Source organism: Patescibacteria group bacterium, from assembly GCA_041665345.1.
In the GTDB taxonomy this organism is placed as follows: Bacteria; Patescibacteriota; Patescibacteriia; order PEXW01; family PEXW01; genus JBAYJA01.
In genome coordinates, this window is the sequence record JBAYJA010000001.1 from 300,624 (window position 1) to 322,074 (window position 21,451).

Annotated in this window: 25 protein-coding genes; 20 read left to right on the forward strand and 5 right to left on the reverse strand. The window is 53.1% G+C overall.

Features of this window, described 5'->3' with window-relative positions; genetic code table 11:
* Positions 1-29 precede the first annotated feature (29 nt).
* A complete protein-coding gene (locus WCV85_01540) occupies positions 30-1,094 on the forward strand; it encodes a DNA recombination protein RmuC (GenBank protein MFA6473534.1) in 1,065 nt (354 codons plus the stop codon).
* Between the two features lie 295 nt (positions 1,095-1,389).
* On the opposite strand, the gene WCV85_01545 is transcribed toward WCV85_01540, so the two are convergent.
* Positions 1,390-1,686, reverse strand: coding sequence for a hypothetical protein (locus WCV85_01545; protein ID MFA6473535.1), 297 nt, complete (start codon positions 1,684-1,686; stop codon positions 1,390-1,392).
* 96 nt (positions 1,687-1,782) lie between these two features.
* On the opposite strand from WCV85_01545, the gene WCV85_01550 reads away from it, so the two are divergent.
* Positions 1,783-2,814 carry a hypothetical protein gene (locus WCV85_01550; protein MFA6473536.1) on the forward strand — a complete coding sequence of 344 codons (1,032 nt, stop codon included), beginning with the start codon at positions 1,783-1,785 and terminating at the stop codon, positions 2,812-2,814.
* A gap of 42 nt (positions 2,815-2,856) precedes the next feature.
* Here WCV85_01550 and WCV85_01555 read toward each other — a convergent pair whose 3' ends face one another.
* Positions 2,857-3,162, reverse strand: coding sequence for a hypothetical protein (locus tag WCV85_01555; GenBank protein MFA6473537.1), 306 nt, complete (start codon positions 3,160-3,162; stop codon positions 2,857-2,859).
* Positions 3,163-3,263: 101 nt separating this feature from the next.
* Here WCV85_01555 and WCV85_01560 point away from each other — a divergent pair, with 101 nt between their 5' ends.
* Both WCV85_01560 and WCV85_01565 read left to right on the forward strand, forming a co-directional pair.
* A complete protein-coding gene (locus WCV85_01560; protein ID MFA6473538.1) occupies positions 3,264-4,064 on the forward strand; it encodes an ATP-binding cassette domain-containing protein in 801 nt (266 codons plus the stop codon).
* Positions 4,061-5,245: an ABC transporter permease gene (locus tag WCV85_01565; protein MFA6473539.1), complete on the forward strand. Its 1,185-nt coding sequence runs from the start codon at positions 4,061-4,063 to the stop codon at positions 5,243-5,245. The genes WCV85_01560 and WCV85_01565 overlap by 4 nt, the downstream gene beginning before the upstream one ends.
* Before the next feature lie 79 nt (positions 5,246-5,324).
* Here the strand turns inward: WCV85_01565 and WCV85_01570 are convergent, their stop codons facing one another.
* Positions 5,325-5,822 carry a hypothetical protein gene (locus WCV85_01570; GenBank protein MFA6473540.1) on the reverse strand — a complete coding sequence of 166 codons (498 nt, stop codon included), beginning with the start codon at positions 5,820-5,822 and terminating at the stop codon, positions 5,325-5,327.
* A gap of 146 nt (positions 5,823-5,968) precedes the next feature.
* Between WCV85_01570 and WCV85_01575 the strand changes: the two genes are divergently transcribed.
* Positions 5,969-6,628, forward strand: a complete 660-nt coding sequence (locus WCV85_01575) for a hypothetical protein (protein ID MFA6473541.1) — start codon at positions 5,969-5,971, stop codon at positions 6,626-6,628.
* Positions 6,629-6,848: 220 nt separating this feature from the next.
* Here WCV85_01575 and WCV85_01580 read toward each other — a convergent pair whose 3' ends face one another.
* Positions 6,849-7,403 carry a hypothetical protein gene (locus WCV85_01580; GenBank protein MFA6473542.1) on the reverse strand — a complete coding sequence of 185 codons (555 nt, stop codon included), beginning with the start codon at positions 7,401-7,403 and terminating at the stop codon, positions 6,849-6,851.
* A gap of 80 nt (positions 7,404-7,483) precedes the next feature.
* Here WCV85_01580 and WCV85_01585 point away from each other — a divergent pair, with 80 nt between their 5' ends.
* The 11 genes from WCV85_01585 to atpH all read left to right on the forward strand — a co-directional run bounded on the left by WCV85_01585 (position 7,484) and on the right by atpH (position 16,078).
* Positions 7,484-8,746 (forward strand): pitrilysin family protein, encoded by a 1,263-nt coding sequence (locus WCV85_01585; protein MFA6473543.1) that lies wholly within the window; start codon positions 7,484-7,486, stop codon positions 8,744-8,746.
* Between the two features lie 51 nt (positions 8,747-8,797).
* A complete protein-coding gene (locus WCV85_01590) occupies positions 8,798-9,859 on the forward strand; it encodes an AI-2E family transporter (protein ID MFA6473544.1) in 1,062 nt (353 codons plus the stop codon).
* A gap of 14 nt (positions 9,860-9,873) precedes the next feature.
* Positions 9,874-11,337 (forward strand): class I tRNA ligase family protein, encoded by a 1,464-nt coding sequence (locus tag WCV85_01595; protein ID MFA6473545.1) that lies wholly within the window; start codon positions 9,874-9,876, stop codon positions 11,335-11,337.
* Positions 11,334-11,846 carry a CvpA family protein gene (locus tag WCV85_01600; protein ID MFA6473546.1) on the forward strand — a complete coding sequence of 171 codons (513 nt, stop codon included), beginning with the start codon at positions 11,334-11,336 and terminating at the stop codon, positions 11,844-11,846. The genes WCV85_01595 and WCV85_01600 overlap by 4 nt, the downstream gene beginning before the upstream one ends.
* Entirely contained in the window at positions 11,846-12,529 is a 684-nt protein-coding gene (gene rsmI, locus WCV85_01605) for a 16S rRNA (cytidine(1402)-2'-O)-methyltransferase (GenBank protein ID MFA6473547.1), read from the forward strand. Before WCV85_01600 ends, rsmI begins: the two co-directional genes overlap by 1 nt.
* Before the next feature lie 351 nt (positions 12,530-12,880).
* Positions 12,881-13,537, forward strand: coding sequence for a hypothetical protein (locus WCV85_01610; GenBank protein MFA6473548.1), 657 nt, complete (start codon positions 12,881-12,883; stop codon positions 13,535-13,537).
* Positions 13,538-13,741: 204 nt separating this feature from the next.
* Complete coding sequence (locus WCV85_01615; protein ID MFA6473549.1) at positions 13,742-13,999, forward strand: AtpZ/AtpI family protein; 258 nt, start codon at positions 13,742-13,744, stop codon at positions 13,997-13,999.
* Positions 14,000-14,003: 4 nt separating this feature from the next.
* Entirely contained in the window at positions 14,004-14,750 is a 747-nt protein-coding gene (gene atpB / locus WCV85_01620; GenBank protein ID MFA6473550.1) for a F0F1 ATP synthase subunit A, read from the forward strand.
* Positions 14,751-14,876: 126 nt separating this feature from the next.
* Positions 14,877-15,104, forward strand: a complete 228-nt coding sequence (atpE, locus tag WCV85_01625) for an ATP synthase F0 subunit C (protein ID MFA6473551.1) — start codon at positions 14,877-14,879, stop codon at positions 15,102-15,104.
* A 66-nt stretch (positions 15,105-15,170) separates the two neighbouring features.
* On the forward strand, positions 15,171-15,674 hold the full coding sequence (gene atpF / locus WCV85_01630) for a F0F1 ATP synthase subunit B (protein MFA6473552.1): 504 nt from the start codon (positions 15,171-15,173) through the stop codon (positions 15,672-15,674).
* Between the two features lie 2 nt (positions 15,675-15,676).
* Complete coding sequence (gene atpH, locus WCV85_01635) at positions 15,677-16,078, forward strand: ATP synthase F1 subunit delta (GenBank protein MFA6473553.1); 402 nt, start codon at positions 15,677-15,679, stop codon at positions 16,076-16,078.
* Between the two features lie 248 nt (positions 16,079-16,326).
* On the opposite strand, the gene WCV85_01640 is transcribed toward atpH, so the two are convergent.
* Positions 16,327-16,506 carry a hypothetical protein gene (locus tag WCV85_01640; GenBank protein ID MFA6473554.1) on the reverse strand — a complete coding sequence of 60 codons (180 nt, stop codon included), beginning with the start codon at positions 16,504-16,506 and terminating at the stop codon, positions 16,327-16,329.
* Between the two features lie 184 nt (positions 16,507-16,690).
* On the opposite strand from WCV85_01640, the gene atpA reads away from it, so the two are divergent.
* The 4 genes from atpA (at position 16,691) to WCV85_01660 (ending at position 21,361) form a co-directional block, all read left to right on the forward strand.
* Positions 16,691-18,178 carry a F0F1 ATP synthase subunit alpha gene (gene atpA, locus WCV85_01645; GenBank protein MFA6473555.1) on the forward strand — a complete coding sequence of 496 codons (1,488 nt, stop codon included), beginning with the start codon at positions 16,691-16,693 and terminating at the stop codon, positions 18,176-18,178.
* A 2-nt stretch (positions 18,179-18,180) separates the two neighbouring features.
* Positions 18,181-19,077 (forward strand): ATP synthase F1 subunit gamma, encoded by an 897-nt coding sequence (atpG, locus tag WCV85_01650; GenBank protein MFA6473556.1) that lies wholly within the window; start codon positions 18,181-18,183, stop codon positions 19,075-19,077.
* A gap of 494 nt (positions 19,078-19,571) precedes the next feature.
* A complete protein-coding gene (gene atpD / locus WCV85_01655) occupies positions 19,572-20,942 on the forward strand; it encodes a F0F1 ATP synthase subunit beta (protein MFA6473557.1) in 1,371 nt (456 codons plus the stop codon).
* Positions 20,942-21,361, forward strand: a complete 420-nt coding sequence (locus tag WCV85_01660) for a F0F1 ATP synthase subunit epsilon (protein ID MFA6473558.1) — start codon at positions 20,942-20,944, stop codon at positions 21,359-21,361. The genes atpD and WCV85_01660 overlap by 1 nt, the downstream gene beginning before the upstream one ends.
* Positions 21,362-21,451: the final 90 nt, after the last annotated feature.

The following is a 21,451-nucleotide window of genomic DNA, read 5'->3' on the forward strand; positions in this document are numbered from 1 at the left end:
ACCCCAAAAGTGTAGTATGCTGCAGCCATATGGAAATCCCCCTCATTATCATCAGCGTGCTGGTTTTGGTTGGTATTTTGGTGCTCATTCTCCGCCAGGGGAAGGGGAGTACGCAAACGTCTGACCCGGCCATGCATGAGAAAATGGTGCGGCTGGAAGAGCGACTTTCGCAGCTCTCGGAGAAGAATGCAGATTTGAACCGGACCGTGGATTCCAAAATGACGGAGTCCACCCGCGCCATGCAGCAGCAATTTGGCCAGTCCGCCAAGATTATTCAAGACGTCACCGAGCGTTTGACGAAGTTGGATGAAACCAACCGGCAGGTCGTAGGTTTTGCTGACCAGCTCCGGAGTTTGCAAGACATTCTCAAAAACCCCAAGCAACGTGGGGTGCTGGGAGAGTACTACTTAGAAACGCTCCTCAAGAACGTGCTGCCCCCAAATGCGTATGAAATGCAGTACAAGTTTAAAGACGGCGAGATTGTAGACGCCGTGGTGTTCGTCAAGGACAAGATCGTGCCCATTGATTCCAAGTTTAGCCTGGAGAACTACAACCGCATGGCTGCTACCACGGACAAGTCTGAGCATGACCGCTTGGAAAAAGTCTTTGTGAACGATTTAAAAATGCGCATCCAGGAAACCGCCAAGTACGTCCGGCCCAATGAAGGCACCATGGACTTTGCCTTCATGTTCATTCCGCACGAAGCAATTTACTACGACCTACTGGTGAACAAGGTGGGCGCCATTACCGATGATACGGAAAATCTTATCCAACGTGCGGCTGGAAAGTACCACGTCATTATCGTCTCGCCCACGTCTTTCCTGGCGTACCTGCAAACCGTGCTCCAAGGTTTACGAGCCATGCAGATTGAAGAGTCGGCCAAGGAGATTAGGCAGAATGTGGAATTACTGGCCAAGCATTTGTCCAGCTACGATGTCTACATGCAAAAGCTGGGCGGCCACCTGGGCACCACGGTGAACACCTACAACACGGCGTACAAAGAATTTAAGAAGGTGGACAAAGATGTCCTGAAGATTGCTGATGTTGGTGGAACAATCGAACCATTGGAATTGGAAAAGCCGAAAGGGGAGTAGAGGGGGGGGGCTGCGCCGTAAAGCTATAAAGCCATAGGGCTGTAGAGGTCTTTTTCTTGTCATCCTGAGTCATACGAAGGATCTTGCTCTTTGCTTGGAACCACCACTAAGATCCTTCGTCGCAGAATTCTCAGAATGACAGAGGAGGGTTATTGCGGTGTCCGTTGTAATACGGGGCCAGGTTGCTTAATAATAATTTTTAAGCTTACTTAGATGCTCTTAGTAAACCAAGTAATTTAACAATCGTACTTTTTGAAAGAAAAGAAGACCCCCAGAGTGGAGGTCTTATTTTTTACTACCCGTTGATGCACAGGAGAAATCCGCTAGCCATACCCAGGAGCCCAAGGACGAAAGCAATGATTGCGTAGACACGACGTCGACGCGATTTCAGGTACTCCACCTCAGCGGCGGCTTCTTCGTATCGGTCAACATACTGGGGTCCGTACCGAATTTCTTCTGCATTTCTTGGAACTTGCTTGCGAATCCATTGGCTAATCATTCCTGATTTCATTGCAAGTAGCACTGCGAGTATGCCAGAAGCAAGTCCCAGGCAAAAGAGCACAACGCCGAGTGTATTTACTTGTACGTACATTTTTCCTCCTCTATTTTTTCATAACCACCTTACGACGAGTCTCCCGTAGTGTCAATGTTGCTCAAGCGGGTAACACCGCGTATCATAAGTTTAGCTATGTCCGAACAATTTGAATCACATTACCAGCAGTCAGAAGTCCAAACCTCCACGGACGCGGCATCGGCGCGTGTTGTTGAGCAAGTGGAGCAGGTCGCTGAGGAACACGTGGAGCAAACTCGCCAAGCGCTGTTTGAACGGCTACCGGAACTCGCGGCACAACTTAGTGAGCAGGAGGTACGAACCTTGGCTGCAGTAGGGGAAAAAGACGCGGGAACCTTCACCCACCTGATGGACGTGGCAGAAACCGTGCAGCAGCACATGCCCATGCTGCAGAAAATTTTGGCAACGGAAAAACTCCCATCCGAAGCGCTTGCCAAAGCAGCGCTGTTCCATGATGTGGGGAAGCTTGGTTTACCCACGCGCTTGGTGCAAGGCACAGTGGGGGAGCAAGCGCTGCAAACCCGGCTGGCCGTGCTGCTGGAAGATCCAGATGGAGATACTACATTCCTAGACGAACGCTTGCGTGCGCTGGGGCAGTTGCCCAGCTGGAAAAATGCAAATGCCTTAACCCCGGAGCAAAAGGGGAAATTAAGTTCTCGAGCGCGTGAACTGCTCACCTTGGCACAGTACTTTGGCGGCGACCCAGAGGCTCTGGCGGAGTGCCGAGCATATGGTTTGGATCCAGAGCAGACTTCGTTCATGGATGCGCTGCACACGCACGAAGCGCAGACCAAGGAGATTTTGGAAAACTTGGGGTATGCGCCAGATGACCCCGTGGCGGCAGTGGCTGGGACGCATCATAACTACTCTGATGAGCTGAGGCACTACCCACTTTCAACTGCTTTTTTGGAAATTGTAGATATGTACGAAGCCCTTACCCAAGAGCGCACCTACCAGGCTGGTCGTTCCTCGTTGGAAGCTCTGCATACCATCATGCAAGCCCCAAAAGGTGATCCATTCCACCGCCGGATGCGGGCGAAGTTTGTTCGGGAGAAGTTGAAGGAGTTGGATTTTTCCACAGTCACTGCTCGGGAGCATGAACTCCTGGATGCTATTGAGCGCGGTATTACACGGGAACCAGATCTCTAAACAAAAAAAGAAAACAGGCCATCAAATGGTGATAGCCTGTGATTACCGAAAGTCCAGCAGGACAATGATGAGCAAGATGAAAGCAGCGAAAAGGAAGCCGAGTCCCAACAGCATGCACCAGAATACCCGCAGTTTGTTTAGGAAGAACCCAGGGTACCGCTGTACCAGTATTTCCCTTTCCTCTTTTGTCACATTTCTCCATTCCGCCATGAGTGATTCAGCTTGCTGGTGTTTGGTGAGTCCTGGTTTTCGGTTTGGACAGTGTGCTTCAGACCGTTGATCATACAGCGCAAAAGCGTACACGGTTGCCGCAAAGCACAGGGCCAGGACGCCAATGATGTACCACATGTTTTTCCTTTCTCAAAGAACCTTGGCCAAAGCCTAGCCCTGGCGGCGGAGGTTCGTCAAGCTCTTGAATAACCTGGCCGACGCGCGTAGCATAAAGGTATATGTTGCAGGTGCAGGGATTAACGAAAAAGTTTGGGGAAGTAACCGCGGTTGAGGCGGTCACCTTTGACGCCCACGCGGGTGAGATTTTTGGTTTACTGGGGCCAAATGGTGCGGGGAAAACCACCACCATTCGGGTTATTGCCACAATTCTGCAGCCAACCGAAGGTACGGCCGTGGTCGATGGCCATGATATTCGCAAAGAACCAGAGGCAGTGAGAAAGACCTTGGGTTTACTCACTGCGGACATTGGAGTGTACGACCGCTTCACCGCCCGGGAAAATTTGCGGTACATGGGCCGGCTCTACGGTTTGGGTGGTACGGCTTTGGAAAATCGTATACACACACTACTCGTCGCTTTAGAAATGGAACACTTTGCGGATCGGCGGGCGGGTACGTTTTCCACCGGCATGAAGCAGAAAGTGGCCATTGCTCGCTCTATTATCCACGATCCAAAGGTTGTGATTTTTGACGAACCAACGGCTGGGTTGGATGTGCTGGCTAGCCAGACGGTGATTCGGTACATGCAGCATGCCAAGCAGGATGGGAAATTAGTTATTCTTTCCACGCACGACATGGCGCACGCGCAAGCATTGTGTGATCGGGTGGGGATCATCCACCGGAGCAAGCTCATCACGCTAGCCACGCCACAAGAGTTGCTACAGCAGACGCAGTCCCAAAATTTGGAGGAGGCTTTCTTGGCGATCGTTGGCCAGAACGCAGCGCAAACAACAGAGCGTGAGCGGGAGGAAGCGCATTTACGTGACGTTGCCAAGAAGCGCAAAAAGCTTTTCAAACTATGAATCCCATTCGCACCATTTGCAGCAAAGAGCTGCTGGACAGTTTGCGTGACCGGCGTACGCTGCTCACTGCCGTGCTGCTACCCGTCCTGCTCATGCCGGCCATCCTGGTGGGGAGCATCAAATTCCAGGAGTACCAAATTCAGCAGGCTGAGGAGAAGCCGGTCACGCTGGCACTGGAGCATGAAGCTGCGGTACCAACTTTGGTTGCATTCTTCAAACAACAACCGAAGGTTGAACTGAAAATCACAACCGACTACCCAGCGGACTTGGACAGCGGTGCCATTGCCGCGTACCTGAGTTTCACGCCGACCTTGGAACAGGACGTGCAGAAAGGGATTCCGGCTGATGTGCGGGTAATCCAGAAGAGTTCCAACATTACCTCAACTACTGCCGCAGCCAAAGCGCTGAGTTTGCTCCAGCTTTTCAACCGAGAGCAGGCCGCCAAACGCCTTGCCGCGCAACAGGTGGATGCCAAGCTCCTGGATGCGCTTGTTCCAGTGCCCGTGGATATCGCCACCAGTCAGGAGAAGAGTGGCTTCTTCCTGGGTTTGCTCCTGCCAATGTTCATTGTCCTCTTCGCACTCATTGGTGGGATGTACATTGCCATTGATGTTTCCGCAGGGGAGAAGGAGCGCAAGACCTTGGAAGCCCTGCTGCTCACGCCGGCCACGCGTCTGCAAATTGTCGCTGGGAAGTTTGCGGCTGTTGCCATCACTGCCAGCACCACCATTGTTCTGTCCCTCGCATCCATGTACGCTGCGTTCAAACTTTTCCCACCGTCTTTTGGCGAAGAGACTGTGGCTATTCAGCTGTCTTTGGGTGCGGTTGGCATCATGCTGGGTATTGGGGTCATTCTTGCGGTTATGTTCTCCGGGCTCCTACTCTCTGTAGCTATTTTCGCCAAGAACTACAAGGAAGCGCAGAATTACATTACCCCATTCTACCTCCTCGCTGTGCTGCCAGTGGCTATCTTCGCGCAAATTCCAGGGTTCAAGCCCACGGTCGCCTTCTTCCTCATTCCCGGGGTGAACGCGGTCTTCGTCATCAAGGAAGTGCTCATTGGCACATTCAACTGGCCGCACATTGGGCTAACCGTTGGGTCATTACTGGTGTACGCGCTGGTTGCCATCTTCGTCTCCAGCCGCATCTACGCCAAGGAGAGTGTGCTGTTCCGGAGCTAGAGCTGGAGTTGGCGGCAAGTTGGCACACTAATAGGTTTGTAAGTTGGGAAAAAGAAAACCCATCGATATCCTCGATGGGTTATTTGGCGTCTGGCCAAGGAAGGATGAGCTCCTTGCCATTTTGGAAGGCAATGACCATCCCTTCGCTGGAAGGCAGGCATGAGGTAGGCTCGGAAGCAGACCAGTCATCAGGCGGGGGTTGCCGCTTTTCAATGCTCACCGCGTACCGGGTGCCAAATTTTGTGTCCCGGTGAGCGATGTACAGTTGGTAGGTGTGTGCCCCACGTTGGACAACCGTGAAGGGTTCTAGGCTCTTGTACCATTGTGCGGTTGGCGAAGTAACCCGCATACTCCGAGCGGCTTCCACAAAGTCCTCGTGTGAGGCTTTCCGTTCTTCATGGTGGAAATGGACCATCAAGAAGAGGACGAGCCCGCCAATCACACCCACACCCAGACAAATGGTGCCAACGATGTAGGCCTGAATGACGATGAGGAAAATGCCAACCACAAAGACGGCAAGAATGACCAGAACCGCAAATGAGATCGCGGGAATTTTCAGATTGTCATGCCGAGGCATGGGTTCCTCCTGGGAAAGATCGTTTGCTGTCAGGCTAGGGTACGGGCGGGAATTGGTCAATGTACCGGACTGTTGACTTGCCTCAACGAGAGGCGTAGGGTAGGGACAAAGAAAAAGAAGAAACAATTCTTTGAAAAGGAGTTCCAATGTTCCGTTGGTTACCATTTTTTCTCTGCCTGTTCGCTGCACCAGGAATCCAGGCGCAGCAAGATGTGCTGTGCACCATTACCGCCTACGATTCAGCGCAGGTACAAGTTGTGCTTTACAATGCAGTCTACGGACGCGCCACATTTAACACCATTTGCGTCCCCGGTGCGACAAAAGTATCCACGACTGATTTTCATCCCCAAGTGCCAGATTCCATTCCTGATTGGTGGGCTGAAGTCGTCGACATTCAGATTCTGCTTGTTCCATTGCACCTACCAGCACCCTTATTCATTCTACATTCGGCTCCAGGATCAGATTGTGGCGGCGGGGATAACAGGGCAAATCCCTTTGAGCATGGCTTTGAGTTGAGAATGAACTACCAGTTGCAGCCATGGAAGAAAATTTTTGCGGAGGGCTGGGAACCAAAAAATAGAGTAAATTTTGGAGGCCCCAATGGATTTTTTTCTAGCGTGGAAGTGCATGTTGATGGCACTAAGAAATCTCGGCAAATTGTTTCTCTGTCTTCCTACGGCACTTCAATGCAATGCAACATTGAAGATTTTTTACCAACTGACACCATGGAGTGCTGGCTCCTGCTCCTTCGAGGAGCTGACCCAGATTTTGAAGCAACCATTCGTGTGCCAATGCGCTCTTTGTAGATTACCCCTCGCCGACCTCACCTAGGTCGGCTTTTTTGTGCAAGAGAAAACCGCCAGGAGAAGCCGGGCGGTTTACAGAGAGCGAGACTGAGATTACTTTTTGTTATTCAGCTCAGTAATGATTTTTGCCATCTCCAGCGGTGGCATTTTCCCAGTTGCGGGCTTCGTTGGCTGAACTACTTTGTCTGCCATGTGCACCTCCTGTGCGTGGCTATAGGGTTTAGTTTTCGGTTTGCTCTGAGTTAGAGTCGGCTGGTGCCGGTTCCTCTTCAGTTCTGGCGGAGAGCAGGGCAGCAAGTTCGGGCGGGTAGAATTCGTACTTCCGGTCACCGACGGGCTTGCCATTTGCCAGTTGCACGGCAACGCTCACATTCGGTAAATGACCCGGATCCTTGGGATTCACAAAGCAAATTTTTAACCACTTTTCTTGTTGCGGAGCGGATTGTTCTTCGGGTAGCACATCGGATTTCGTACCGTTGTGCGTACACGTCCCAACGGTGACCCGCCAGGTACTGCGAATGGCTAGACCCACCGGGAGGTGCGTCTTCAAATCTTGTTCAAACTGGATGACGGTTACCCCACCACTTGCTTTCGTGTCGTAGGTCCGAAACCTACCCGCTGTCTTCAGCCTTTGCATTTGTGCATCCATCGCTGCGTCCAGCATGACGCGAAGTGAATCCACGGATGCTTGGGTGTACCCGTCGGTGAGCCCAACGGTTGCCGTGGGGGTGGGCGCACTCGCCAGGGTAGCGAGCAGGGCAAATGTGATGAGCAATGTTCCTCCTTGTTTGTTCCTATCCTACAGCGTTTTTTTGATCGGTCAAGCTACAAAAATATGCTACACTGGAAATCACTATGCTGCAACGAACCACTTTGCCCAACGGGCTCCGCGTGCTCATCCACCCCCTGAAAGAAACCCAAGCCGTTACGGTCATGGCCTTTGTGAAAGTTGGTTCCCGGTACGAAACCCGGCCCCTCAGCGGCGCGGCGCACTTCTTGGAGCACCTCTTCTTCAAAGGCACCAAGCGGCGGCCAACCACCCTGACCATTTCCAAAGAGCTGGACGGCATTGGCGCGGCGTTCAACGCCTTCACCTCCAAAGACCACACGGCATACTACATTAAGGCCAACCGTCAGCATGTGGGTTTGGCGCTGGATATGCTCTCCGACATGCTGGTGCATTCCACGTTTGATGCCACGGAGCTGAACCGCGAGCGAGGTGTGATTATCGAAGAAATAAAAATGTATGAGGATAACCCCATGGCTCTGCTGGAAGACGTGCTGGAGCAGGGGTTGTACGGCAACACGCCGTTAGGTTGGAATATCGCTGGCACGGCCAAAGGTATCACGGCTATGGATCGGGCGGCCATGCTGGCGTTCAAAGACCAGTACTACGTGGGGAAGAACATGTGGCTGGTGCTGGCCGGCAATGTCCCCAAGAATATCCAACAGCTGGTGCAGAAAACCTTTGGTCAGGTACCGGCACGTCGGTCTGGTACGGCCGCACCCAAGCAGCAACGCTTTGGCACGGAGCGCATTACCCTCCGCACCAAAGATACCGCCCAAGTCCAGCTGGGTTTCAGCATGCCGGGTGTGCACTACCAGCACCCAGATGCAGATGCACTGAGCCTCTTAGCAGTCATGCTGGGTGGCACCATGAGCTCTCGGCTCTTCATTGAAATTCGGGAGCGGCGGGGTCTGTGCTACAGCATTCGGGCCAGCGTGAATCCCTACGAAGACATTGGGCACTTGGCCGTCCAGGTGGGTTTGGACAAAGCGCGCTTGGAGGAAGCCGTTCCGGCAATTCTGGGTGTGCTGGCAGACTTTCAGAAAGGGGATTTTACCGCTGAAGAGTTCACCCGTGCCAAGGAGTACGTCAAAGGCAAATTCATTTTGGACTTGGAAGATTCGGAGAATATTGCCGGTTGGCTGGGGAAGCAGGTACTGTTTGCAAAGAAAGTGAAAACCGCCACAGAGCGCATAGCCGACATTGAAAAAGTAACCGCGGCTCGTGTTCGGGCTTTGGCCAAGCGGGTGCTGCAGCGGAAGGGCTTCCGTCTGGCCGTGGTGGGTCCGTACACCAGCACGCAATCTTTCCGTAAGCTTATGGCCGGGTAAGCCGTAAGGATTTGGTTGCCCCGCATCGCCTTGCAGGGTATACTGGGGTGCATGGATACTCCAACCCCACGCCAGTCCGTGAACGTCAATATCAGCACGTCAACCATCCTGCGCTTGGTCTTGGTTTTTTTGCTCATCGCTTTTGCGTACGCTATTAAGGACGTTTTCGTCCTGCTTCTGGTGGCGGTAGTGCTGGCAACGGCATTGGATCCGTGGGTGGATAAATTGCAGTGGAAGCGGATTCCCCGGGCAGCGACAGTAGTCATTTTACTGGTGCTGCTCTTCGGTGGGGTGAGCCTCATCCTCGCGCTTATCATCCCCCCCTTGGTGAATCAGGTGAATGAACTGTCATCCAATTTTCCTGCACTCTACCAGCGGTTCTTAGATGAGTTTAGCTCCATCCGCGACCTGGCTGCCAATGCGGGTCTGCAGCAGAACGTCAGCAACGCCCTGCAGTCCTTGCAGCTCAATATTGGGAAAGCTGGTTCTGGGGTCTTTGGGGCAGTAGCCAGTTTTTTTGGTGGCCTCATCTCCTTTGTGGCCATTATCATCATGACCTACTACATGCTCAGCGAAGAGAGCGGCATGAAGCGGTTTTTCCGTTCGGTGGCGCCCCTGAAGTACCAGCCCTTCTTCCACCAGGTCATGGCGAAGGTGCAGGTGAAAATGGGTGGGTGGCTGCGCGGGCAGCTCATGCTCATGCTCATTGTTGCTGTCCTGGATTTCGTTGGTTTGTCCATCATCGGGGTGAAGTACGCGCTCGCCTTAGCCCTCTTTGCTGGGTTGCTAGAAATTATTCCGCTCATTGGTTCCACCGTGGCCGCCATCCCTGCGGCATTCATCGCCTTCACCCTTAGCCCCACCAAGGGCGTGCTCACCATTATCCTCTTCTTCGTGGTGCAGCAGGTGCAGAATAACTTCATTACCCCCAAGGTCATGAAGTCCACGACCGGCCTGCACTCGATTGTCATCATCATTGTGCTGCTCATTGGGGCAAAGCTCGCCGGTTTGCTGGGTGTGCTCCTGGCCATTCCCGTCACCCTCATTGTCATGACCATCTACGAGGAGATTTACGGGAAGAAGCGTGAGGAAGAACTGCAGCTTGAACGTTAAGGATACACTCTAGTATGGCTACCCGCGTGCCACTCCTGGTTACCACGCCGATTTACTACGCCAACGCAGCGCCGCACGTCGGCTCAGCGTACACAACCATTGCCGCGGACGTCCTGGCCCGGTACTGGCGCGGCAAAGGCCGCAAGGTTTTTTCGTTGATCGGCACGGACGAGCATGGCGCAAAAGTTGCGGCATCCGCTGCAAAGGCGGGAGTTGAACCCCAAGCGTTCGTTGACCAGCAAGCCAAAGTCTTCCAGCAGGTTTTTGGTACGCTAGATATTGCGTACGATCGTTTTATTCGAACCACGGATGCTGATCACATTGCCGGCGTCCATGCATTTCTCACGAAACTCTATGCCGCAAAAACACCGAAGGGCCGTCCGGCTGTGGAAAAGGGCAAGTACGAAGGGCTCTACTGCCAGGGTTGTGAAAAATTCATCACTGAAAAAGAGTTGGTGAACGGTAAGTGTCCGTTACATTTAACCGTGCCAGAGAAAGTCGTGGAAGAAAATTACTTTTTCCACCTCACAGATTACTTGTCCAAGCTGCTTGCCGCCATCAAAAAGGGCGATATTACCATTGAGCCCAAGAACGCGAAGCAAGAAGTGTTGGGGTACTTTAAGCAGGGTCTGCAAGATTTTTCCATCTCCCGGGAAAAAGTCCAATGGGGGATTCCGCTGCCGTTCGACTCTACGCAGACCACCTACGTGTGGGTAGATGCCTTGCCCAATTACCTGACGGCAGTTGGCTATGGCAAAAACCCCAAGCAGTTCCGGCAGTGGTGGCACGGGGAAGTGGTGCACCTCATGGCGCGGGATATTCTGAAGTTTCATAGCATCTACTGGCCAGCCCTGCTCATGGCCGTGGGCGAGCCTTTACCAGCACACATTTTTGCCCACGGGTACTTTACGGTGAACGGGCAGAAGATGAGTAAGAGTTTGGGCAATGTCATCAATCCTTTGGATCTGGTGGGGAAGTACGGTGTAGATGGAACGCGCTACTTACTCCTCACACCATTTCCTTTTGGTCAGGACGGGGATTTGCCGGTTGACCAGTTCACCACCAAGTACAACGCAGACTTAGCAAATGGTCTTGGGAACCTGGTGAGCCGAACCACCAACATGGTGGCCAGTTACTTGGGTGGAGTGGTGATAAAAGTTGATGCACCAAAGCCACTAACCAAAGCTGACAAGCTTACGGAGAAATTGGCTTTTAGCCAGGCTCTGCAGGAAATCTGGCAGGCTGTCGCCTGGGCGAATCAGGCTATTGATCGCGCGCAACCCTGGACCTTAGCGAAGAGTGAAAAAGCAGCGGATAAAAAAACACTGGCCACGCTGCTTGCTAACGTGGTGGCTGAGCTCCGAGAAATTACCCGGGCGGTTGCGCCATATCTCCCGGTTACCGCCGGGCAGCTGAAGGGTATACTGGGTGCGAAGCAGATTGCAAAAGCCCCACCCCTCTTCCAACGCGTGGTATGAGCACAACCGACATTGTCCTCCTCGTTCTCCTCTTCGGCTTCACCTGGGCCGGGTTCTGGTATGGGATTATTCAAACTTTGGGTGGCATTGTGGGGGTCATTGCCGGCGCGGTCATTGCCGGCCGGTTTGCACCCACGGCTGGCAGCTGGATTAGCGGTCTTGGGAATACGCAGTTCACCCAGTGGGCAGCCTTCGCCATGATTTTCGTGGTGGTGAACCGCGCGGTGGCCATTGCCACCGGCGTCATTGGCAAAGCCTTGAATGTAACGAAGTTGGTTCCGGGTGTTGCCGCAGCAAACCGCTTGGGCGGCGCGCTGGTGGGGCTGGTGGAAGGCGCACTCACCCTTGGTTTGCTTATTGCTTTGGCTGAGCGCTTGCAGGTGAGTCAGCCACTGCTTAGACTTTTTGATAATTCAGTCATTGCAAACATTCTGAGTTCCATTGGGAGTAGCCTTATGCCCTTGCTCCCCGAAGCAATTAAGGGCGCGCAGAGTGTATTGCAACTTTAATGGCCGGCACGCTCACCATTGTCGCCACGCCCATTGGCAACCTGAGTGACTTTAGCCCACGAGCCAAAGAAGCATTGGTACATGCCAACCTCATTCTGGCGGAAGATACCCGGGAAGTAGCAAAGTTGCTGCAGCACATTGGCGCGGAGAAAACTGTGGTGCGGTATGACGAACACACACGTGGCGCAAGAGAAGATGCGCTCCTTGATCGTTTGCGAAAAGGGGAGACACTTGCGTTAGTCGCAGATCGGGGTACGCCAAACATCGCTGATCCTGGTGGTCGACTCGTTGAGCGTGTGTACCGAGAGTGTCCACGTGTCAAAGTCGTGCCCATTCCTGGTCCATCCGCTATGGCCACAGCACTCTCCGTCTGTGGCTTCCCGTTACAGCAATTCACGGGATATGGTTTTTTACCCCTGAAGAACGGCCGGCAAGGGATCCTCAAGCGTATAGCAGAAGATGCCCGCCCCGCGGTATTTTTTGAATCCCCGCACCGGGTTGAGAAAGTGCTGCAGTTTTTCGTGGACAACTGTCCGGAGCGAGAAGTATTTGTGGCGCGAGAGCTGACCAAGACTTTCGAGCATCTCTACCGTGGTCTACCAGCAAAAGTTCTTGCTGACCTCCGGGCAGATGCCGTGAAGGGGGAGTTCACCGTGGTGTTGGGACCGTGGGGCAAAGTATAGGCGGCAGAGATTTTTTGTCATTGCGAGGAACGAGTCTGCGAGTGACGTGGCAATCTTGCGGTACTACGGAACCAAGGGGGGCTCCCTGGCTCTTTTTTCTGTCATCCTGAGGAGTCTACGACGAAGGATCTCCAGATAATGTACAAACTTCGGAGATTCTTCGTCAGACTCAGAATGACAAAGGGGAAAAGGTGAAGGTATGGATACTGAAGAGAAGAGTAGAATGCGACTGGCTATCCCTGTATCAATTCCGTACTCTTCACCCTCCGTCCACACCTTCACCAAAAACGAAACCCTTTATCCCCGCGCCCTCCAATGCGTGTTATACTGTTCCCAATGTATGGAGGGGATATGCCACCACGAAAAAAATCCAAAACTCAGGTAAAGCAGAGGACAAGGAAAATAAAAAATCCCCCGGATCGGCGGGTACATTTTGGCATTGTCCTGGGGGCAATTGCAGCTTTGGTTGTGGCCTGCGCCTTATCGTTTTGCTTGTTTGGAGAGCGAGTACAGGCTGTGCCTGTGCCAGATTCACGCACAGCCCTGCTACTTTTCCAAAACCAAAAGCGCGTGCAAGCAAGTGCGCCCAGTACGCAGGCGTTCTGGGAATCAGAAATGCTCCATTTGGCCAGGACGCGCACAGAGGAATTCTTTGCCCGGTTACAGCAGCATGACACCACGCTTTTTGTCGATGTGCTCACTGTCCCGCAGTACGTAGAGTTACCAGCCAGCGTACAAAGTTTTGTGGAAAGGCCACAGCAAGTAACCGGGACTGTGACGCTGGATACGAAAGGTAATGACCTGCACGACCAGTCTGAAAAAAAAATGATCGTGCGGGAGCAATATGGAAATGTGGAGATGTCACTGGTTTTTGTTGACGGCGCAGCGGTTACTTCCCCCATGTCCATCACCGGCCGAGGTTTTCTCTTAGGTTCGACCTTCTACACCTCAACCGTACTCTCACGGTTGACGCCTCAACCCGCAGCAATCACCCCATCAGCGGAGTGACCAAGTAGGCATCACTGGTATTTCGCTGCAACCAGGATGTTGGCAGAAAACGCCGGAGCCGGATCAACGGCTTGGGTTGCGCCTGCATTTGCAAAAACCGCCCACCTTGACATTTTGGGTTTAGTTCGTACAATAGATTTGCACGATTTTTCGTGAAAAAACAACGGTATTTCGCCGTCGTTGCGTGCATTTTCGGTTCCGAGCATGGAGAAAAATCCACAATCACAAGGTTTCTGGCATGCTCTGGGCATTGCCTGGGAACTGGGGTACGTCATCGCCATTCCCATTGTTATTTTCGCCCTGGGTGGGCGTTTGCTGGATAAGCATTTTGGCACGTCACCATGGCTCTTCCTTGCAGGCGTTTTGGTCTCCATCGCCCTAACCTCCATTGGTCTAGTCTGGAAGTTTAAGAAGCTCATCAAATCTCTGGAACCGCCAGTCGAACCTCCAAAGAAACTGTAAACACATGGCCGCAGAAGTATCACTAGCCGCAGAAACCGTGTTCCACCTTGGGCCCCTACCCGTGAGCAACAGTTTGCTGACGACCTGGGTGGTTGTCGCCCTGGTGATCATTGGCGCCTTGCTGCTTCGCCGCAAAGTGAAAACCATACCTCATGGTTTGCAAAATTTGGTGGAAGCCATGTTTGATGGAGCGTTGGGGATTATGGACTCAGTAACGCAGGATCGAAAGCAGTCGGAGAAGTTCTTCCCGTTTGTCTTCACGCTTTTCCTGTTCATTCTCATTGGCAACTGGTTGGGGCTCATGCCCGGGGTGGGTACTATTGGCTTTAACGAAATCCACGACGGCCACGAGCTCTTCGTGCCGCTCTTCCGTGGGCCAGCTGCGGACCTGAACTTCACCTTGGCACTTGCGCTCATTTCCGTGGTTGCCACGCAGGTCATTGCCGTGTTCACTATTGGGTTCATGAAGCACCTGAAGAAGTACGTGAACTTCAAAGACCCCATCATGGGTTTCGTGGGTGCGTTGGAAGGTATGTCCGAGTTCGCGAAGATTCTCTCCTTCAGCTTCCGGTTGTTCGGCAACGTTTTTGCCGGAGAAGTGTTACTCATTGTCATTGGGCTCATCATCCCATTCCTGGTGCCCGTGCCTTTCCTCTTCCTGGAAATTTTTGTTGGGTTTATTCAGGCATTCATTTTTGCAATGTTGACCCTGGTGTTCTTGAAAGTTGCAACTGCTGTCCATGAACACTAAGTTGTAGTGGTGAAATGTGAGTGAATGAGCATTCTCGTTCCGTCACATTTCGTCACTAAGTGTCTCTGCCGCACCGACGTTAAACTCCAAACCTCGTCGTGTGCCAGGAGATGAAAGGATAGTTGTATGGAAGAAGCCTCAGCCAAGTTGTTTGCCGCCGCCCTGGCCATTGCTGTGGGTGGATTCGGCCCAGCGTTCGCCATTGGAAAGTTAGCCGCCAAAGCCATGGAAGCCATTGGCCGCAACCCCGAAGCCGCTGGCAAAATCCAAGTGCCCATGCTCATTGCCATGGCCTTTGCCGAAGCCATTGCGGTGTACGCACTGGTGGTTGCCTTGATCATCAAGTTCGTCTAAGTATCCCTGACGTTTGGGAGCTGACCCACGTCTGCTCCCAGGGCTAGTGATTCATAACTTATCCGTATGGAAGAACTCGTCAAAAAATTCGGCATCGAACCCACACTCCTCTTAGCGCAGGTCATCAACTTTGGCCTGGTGCTATTCGTGCTGTGGAAATTTGCCTACAAGCCCGTGCTGAAAATTATGCGCGAGCGTCGGGAGAAAATTGCCAAGAGCTTGGATGATGCCAAAGCCGTGGAGCAGAAGTTAGCTGAAGCTGAGGAGCTGAAGAAAGTGAAGCTGAAGGAAGCCCGAACTGAGGCGCAGGCGTTAATGGAAGCCACGTCTGTTGAAAGCGAGCGCTACCGCCAGGAACGGTTGAAGGAAATTGAAGCAGAGATGCAGCAGCATCGCGTGCAGGCTCAGGCGCAAATGCAGGCGGAGAAAGCGCAGGCCATGCAAGAAGCAAAAGCAGAATTGGTGAACCTGGTGATGAGCGCTACGCAGAAGGTGGTTCCCAGCGGGGTGGCCAAGGACTTGGATAAGAAACTCGTTGCTGAGGCAGTAGAGGAAAGTCAGAAATCTTAAGTATGCGCAAAGCCTCCATTCGCCAGTACGCCGAAGCCTACCTGGGTGCTGCCAAAGCTGCCCCAGCGGCTGAGCGTGAGGAGATTGCAGGTCGCCTGATTCACGTCCTTGCCCGGCAGCGGCAGCTACGCTTGGTACCCAGGATTGCCGCGGAACTGGAACGGCTAATTGCCGAGCAGGGCGGGCCAGTAGTGGTGAAGGTTCGCAGCGCCAAAGCGTTAACCGCAACCGAAGATGCAGCCTTGGCAAAAAATCTGGAAACCAGCTTGAAGCGAAAAGTAAAACTCCGCCATATACATGAACCGAAGCTCATCGCTGGAGTGAAAATCCAAGTGGGGGATCAGTTGATTGATAGCTCTGTTTCCAGCCGGTTCGCCAGCCTCAAAGCGCACCTTTTACAATAATTTCTCAGCCACTTCAGTGGCGTTGCAAATTAACAAGCAACCCGACTAAAGTCGGTGAGAAGAATGGAGTAGAGACTTTAGTCTCTTGGGTGGGTAGGCGAGGTCCCTTGACCTCGCCTCGCGGAGGACGCCCGGGTCAAGGGACCCGGGCTACCCACTAGAGTGTAAGAGGCTAAAGCCTCTACTCCGAGAGAAAAAACAAAAAGCGCCTTGATACAATCGCAGCGCATTAGAAAGAGAATGGTATTTTAAGATTCCTGAAGAGGTCGCCTAAAGAGAACCCGTTTTACACAATTCTGTGTTTCCCAGGCGGCAAACGCTTCCCACCCCTCCTTGCCAAGTACGTTCATATTCATTTCCAGTTTTTGTCCTTCTAATAATGGTTCTCTGTCGACAAAGACCTTATACTCCCATTTCTTTGTAGGCATTTTTCCCTCATTTGTTAAAGATTCGGTTTAAGCATTCACTTTATTCTGCTGTTATCATACTGTCAACCCCCTGAAGCGAACCGCTAGGCGCGAAAAACCCTTTCGCCCCTGACCCATCTCTTCATCAATAAATTTATTACAATTCGCGCAGGCAGAGACACCTGCGCTCGGACAATGAAAATATATGCCGCATACAATCGTCGACGTTCTCAAAACCCAGCTCCAGTCCTACACCGCTAAAGCCACCACGGCCACGGTTGGCCACGTCATTGACGTAGGCGACGGCATTGCCCGAGTAGAAGGCCTGAGCAATGTGCAGTCCAGTGAAAAAGTCACCTTTGCGTCTGGCGCAACCGGCGTGGCATTGAACTTGGAAGAGGATACCGTGGGTGTGATGATTCTCAATGGCGCCACGCTTGTTTCCGAAGGTGAAGAAGTCCGGGGCACGGGGCAGGTCATGTCCGTCCCAGTAGGTGATGCTTTGGTTGGCCGGGTGGTGAATCCCTTGGGTGATCCGATTGACGGCAAAGGCGCGATCAAGGGTGCAGAGCTGTACCCCGTGGAGCGCGTGGCACCTGGCGTCATTACGCGTGAAGGCGTGAAGCAGCCCCTGCAAACTGGCATCAAAGCCATTGACGCACTCATCCCCATTGGCCGTGGGCAGCGTGAGCTCATCATTGGTGACCGGCAGACCGGCAAAACCGCCATTGCCATTGATACGATCATCAACCAGAAGGGGACAGGCGTCACCTGCATCTACGTGGCCATTGGGCAAAAAGCCTCCAAGATCGCGCGCATTGTGGCGGAATTGGAAAAGCACGGTGCCATGGCGCACACAATCATCGTCCTGGCCAGCGCGTCAGACCCCGCTGCCCTCTCTTTCCTTTCACCATACGCCGGCTGCGCCATGGGTGAGTACTTCATGGCCAAAGGCAAAGATGCATTGGTCATTTACGACGACCTGTCCAAGCACGCATGGGCGTACCGCCAAATTTCTCTGCTCCTCCGCCGACCCCCAGGCCGCGAAGCCTACCCTGGAGATATTTTTTACCTGCACTCTCGCTTGCTGGAGCGCGCGGCAAAAATGAGCAAAGAGAACGGTGGTGGCTCACTCACAGCCTTGCCGATTATTGAAACGCAGGCCGGGGACATGAGCGCCTACATTCCCACCAACGTCATTTCCATTACCGACGGACAGATCATTCTGGAATCCGATTTGTTCTACCAAGGCCAACGTCCAGCCTTAAACGTTGGATTGTCTGTCTCCCGCGTGGGTTCCAGTGCTCAGGTGAAAGCCATGAAGAAGGTGGCCGGGAAGCTCCGTTTGGACATGGCGCAGTACCGCGAACTCGCAGCCTTTGCCCAGTTCGGTTCGGATTTGGATGATGCCACCAAGCAGCAGTTGGAGCGCGGCAAGCGCACGGCTGAATTGCTAAAGCAGGGGATTGGCCAGCCCATGCCCGTGTCGGAGCAAGTAGCCGTGCTCTACGCCGTTACCCAAGGGCACGTGGACAAAGTTGAAGTGGAAAACGTCCAAGCCTGGGAAAAAGCTTTTGTGAAAATGCTCCGCAGCACAGGCAGCAAATGGCTGAAAGAGATTGAGACCAAAGGTGAATTGACCCCAGCACTTGAAGCACAGTTGAAAACCCTTCTGCAGAACTTTTCAATGTAAACATGGCCAGTACCCGCGACATTCGGCGGCGGATCAAGTCCGTCGGCAATACCAAGAAGATCACCAAAGCCATGGAACTGGTGGCGGCGTCCAAGATGCGTCGCGCCGTGCAGCAGGCGTTGATGACCCGCGCCTACGCCAAGGCCGCCTGGGACGTCCTCACGAATGTCAGCGCCGTGACCAATCGTGACCTGCACCCGCTGCTGGTGGAACGCCCCGTCCAAAAAGCCGCGGTGATTGTCATAAGCTCAGACCGGGGTTTGGCGGGTGGTTTGAACGCAAACATTGTGCGGCAGACCATGGAGGTTGTGCAGAAGCAAGCGGTGCAGGTGGATTTGATTACCGTTGGGACTAAAGCCGCGGACGCTCTGCGTCGGTTGAATGCGAACATCGTTGCCGCCTTTCCCAACGCGCACGCCCACCCAACCGTGGCCGACCTACAACCAATTGTAAAAATTGCCATTGATGATTACGTCGCCGGCGTGTACGACAAGATTTTCGTGGTGTACACAGACTTCATTTCCACCCTCAACCAGAAAGCGCGGGCACGGCAAATACTTCCCATCCGGAAGCAGGATTTGAAAGAAGTCTTGGACGATACGCAGCACGTGGTATTGGATAAAGAGCTGGAAGGTTTTCAAAACCCTTACCTGTTTGAACCCAACGCGGATGCCGTACTGGAGAAAATGCTGCGGAACTTGGTGACCAGCCAGCTGTACCAAGTGGTGCTGGAATCGTTAGCCTCAGAACATGCGGCGCGGATGGTCGCCATGCGTAACGCCACGGACGCAGCTGAAGAGCTTATCGACGATCTCAACCTTACCTACAACCAAGCTCGCCAAGCCGGAATCACCCGCGAAATCGCGGAAATCTCTGCGGGCAGAGCAGCGTTGGAGTAACCCCTCTTTTGTCATCCTGAGTCTTCGAAGGATCCTTCTGGAAGCACGTACTTGAGTAGCAAGATCCTTCGTCGAAGACTCCTCAGGATGACAAGAGAGAAAAATAAAAAGCGCCTTGATACAATCGCAGCGCAACGGAATTACACACTGTATTTTTCTAGGGATTTAGCTGCAAATTTAGTGATGATGCTACCTATTATCATCATGAGCATCATTTTCCCTAGAGTAAGATCGCTGTTCCCGAAGATGTAGACAAATGGGGGAACAATGAGTAACCCCAACCCTGTTAAAAGCAAGTACATTCTAAACATTTTCAACCTCGATTTTTCTTTGTCTGGTAGTATATACCTAGCATTGAAAGTCCACCATGTCAACTAATATATCTCTGAAGCGAACCGCTAGGTGCGAAAGACCCTTTCGCCCCTGACCCATCTCTTCACTAACAATCTCTATCTTGCCTACGGCTTACAGCGTATGGCTTACAGCTTCCCCCTATGACTAAAGGAAAAATCACGCAGATTATCGGCCCCGTGGTAGACGTGCATTTTGACAAGGACCTACCACCCATTCACACCGGCCTTCACGTGGAGCGCAAAGGCAGTCCCACGCTGGTGCTGGAAGTGCAGCAACACGTTGGCGCGAACGTGGTGCGCACCGTGGCAATGGACAGCACGGATGGCTTGCAGCGCGGCATTCCCGTGGAAAATACGGGTGCACCGATTAGCGTACCCGTTGGATCAGAAACCCTGGGCCGCATCTTCAACGTGGTGGGCGAACCTGTGGATGGTGGCGCACCTGCCAAGACCAAGAAACGGTACCCCATTCACCGTGCCGCGCCAGACTTCAAAGACCAATCCACCAAGGCAGAAGTGTTTGAAACCGGCATCAAAGTTATTGACCTCATTTGCCCCATTGTGAAAGGTGGGAAAGTTGGTTTGTTCGGCGGTGCAGGCGTGGGCAAGACTGTGGTTATCCAAGAGCTCATCCGCAACATCGCCGCTGAGCACGGTGGCTACTCCGTCTTTGCGGGGGTAGGGGAACGCACGCGGGAAGGGAATGACCTGTACCACGAAATGAAAGCCAGTGGGGTTATCGACAAGACTGCGATGGTCTTTGGCCAGATGAACGAACCCCCAGGGGCTCGGGCGCGTGTGGCTTTGTCCGGCTTGGCCATGGCCGAGTACTTCCGTGATGAAGAGCAGAAGGACGTGCTGCTGTTCGTGGACAACATTTTCCGCTTTACCCAAGCGGGTTCCGAAGTGTCAGCCCTGCTCGGCCGCATTCCTTCAGCCGTAGGCTACCAGCCAACTTTGGCGGAAGAAATGGGTGAGCTCCAGGAACGCATCACCTCCACCAACCGGGGTTCCATCACCTCAGTCCAAGCCGTGTACGTGCCGGCTGACGACTTGACTGACCCAGCGCCAGCCACCACCTTTGCGCACTTGGATTCCACCGTGGTGCTGGCGCGTGGCTTAGCTGAGCTGGGTATTTACCCCGCGGTTGACCCACTCGATTCTACTTCGACGATTCTTGATCCAGCCATCGTGGGAGAAGAACACTATAATGTTGCCCGAGCTGTGCAGAAAGTGCTGCAACGGTACAAGGACCTGCAAGACATCATTGCCATCCTGGGCATGGAAGAGCTTTCTCCCTTGGATAAGCAGACTGTCACTCGCGCTCGGAAAATCCAGCGTTTCTTGTCCCAGCCGTTCTTTGTGGCTGAGCAATTCACTGGTACAGCGGGGAAGTACGTCCCTCGCGCCGAGACCGTGAAGAGCTTCAAGGACATTTTGGATGGGAAGTACGATGATGTACCAGAACAGGCTTTCTATATGAAGGGTTCTATAGAAGAAGTTCGCGCCTAATGACCAACCTTCACCTCACCATTACCACCCCAGAACGCATTGTCCTCGAAACCGAGGTCAGCAGCGTGAACGTGCCAACTGTGGAAGGGGAGATTGGCGTGCTGGCCAACCACATTCCCTTGGTGTCCATTCTGGCTCCAGGCGAGCTGCATGCCATTGCTGCTGACGGTATGGAGCAGGTGATGGCCGTGTCTGGTGGTTTTGTGGAAGTGCGGGATAATAAGGTGGTTATCTTGGCAGACACTGCGGAAAAAGCTGAGGAGATTGATGAAGCACGAGCCGAAGCCGGTCGCGAAAAAGCACGCCAACTGATGCAAGAACGTGCAACCGATGACGTGGGCTTTGCTGACGCGCAAGCCGCGCTGGCCAAAGAACTGGCGCGGTTGAAGGTGGTGCGGAAACGGCGGAAGCAGGTGTAGAAATTTTGCATTATTGAGACAAGGATAAACCTTGACTTTTTTGTCATTTCCTGTATACTAGTTTGTTCAATTCGCAATTCCGTGGATTGA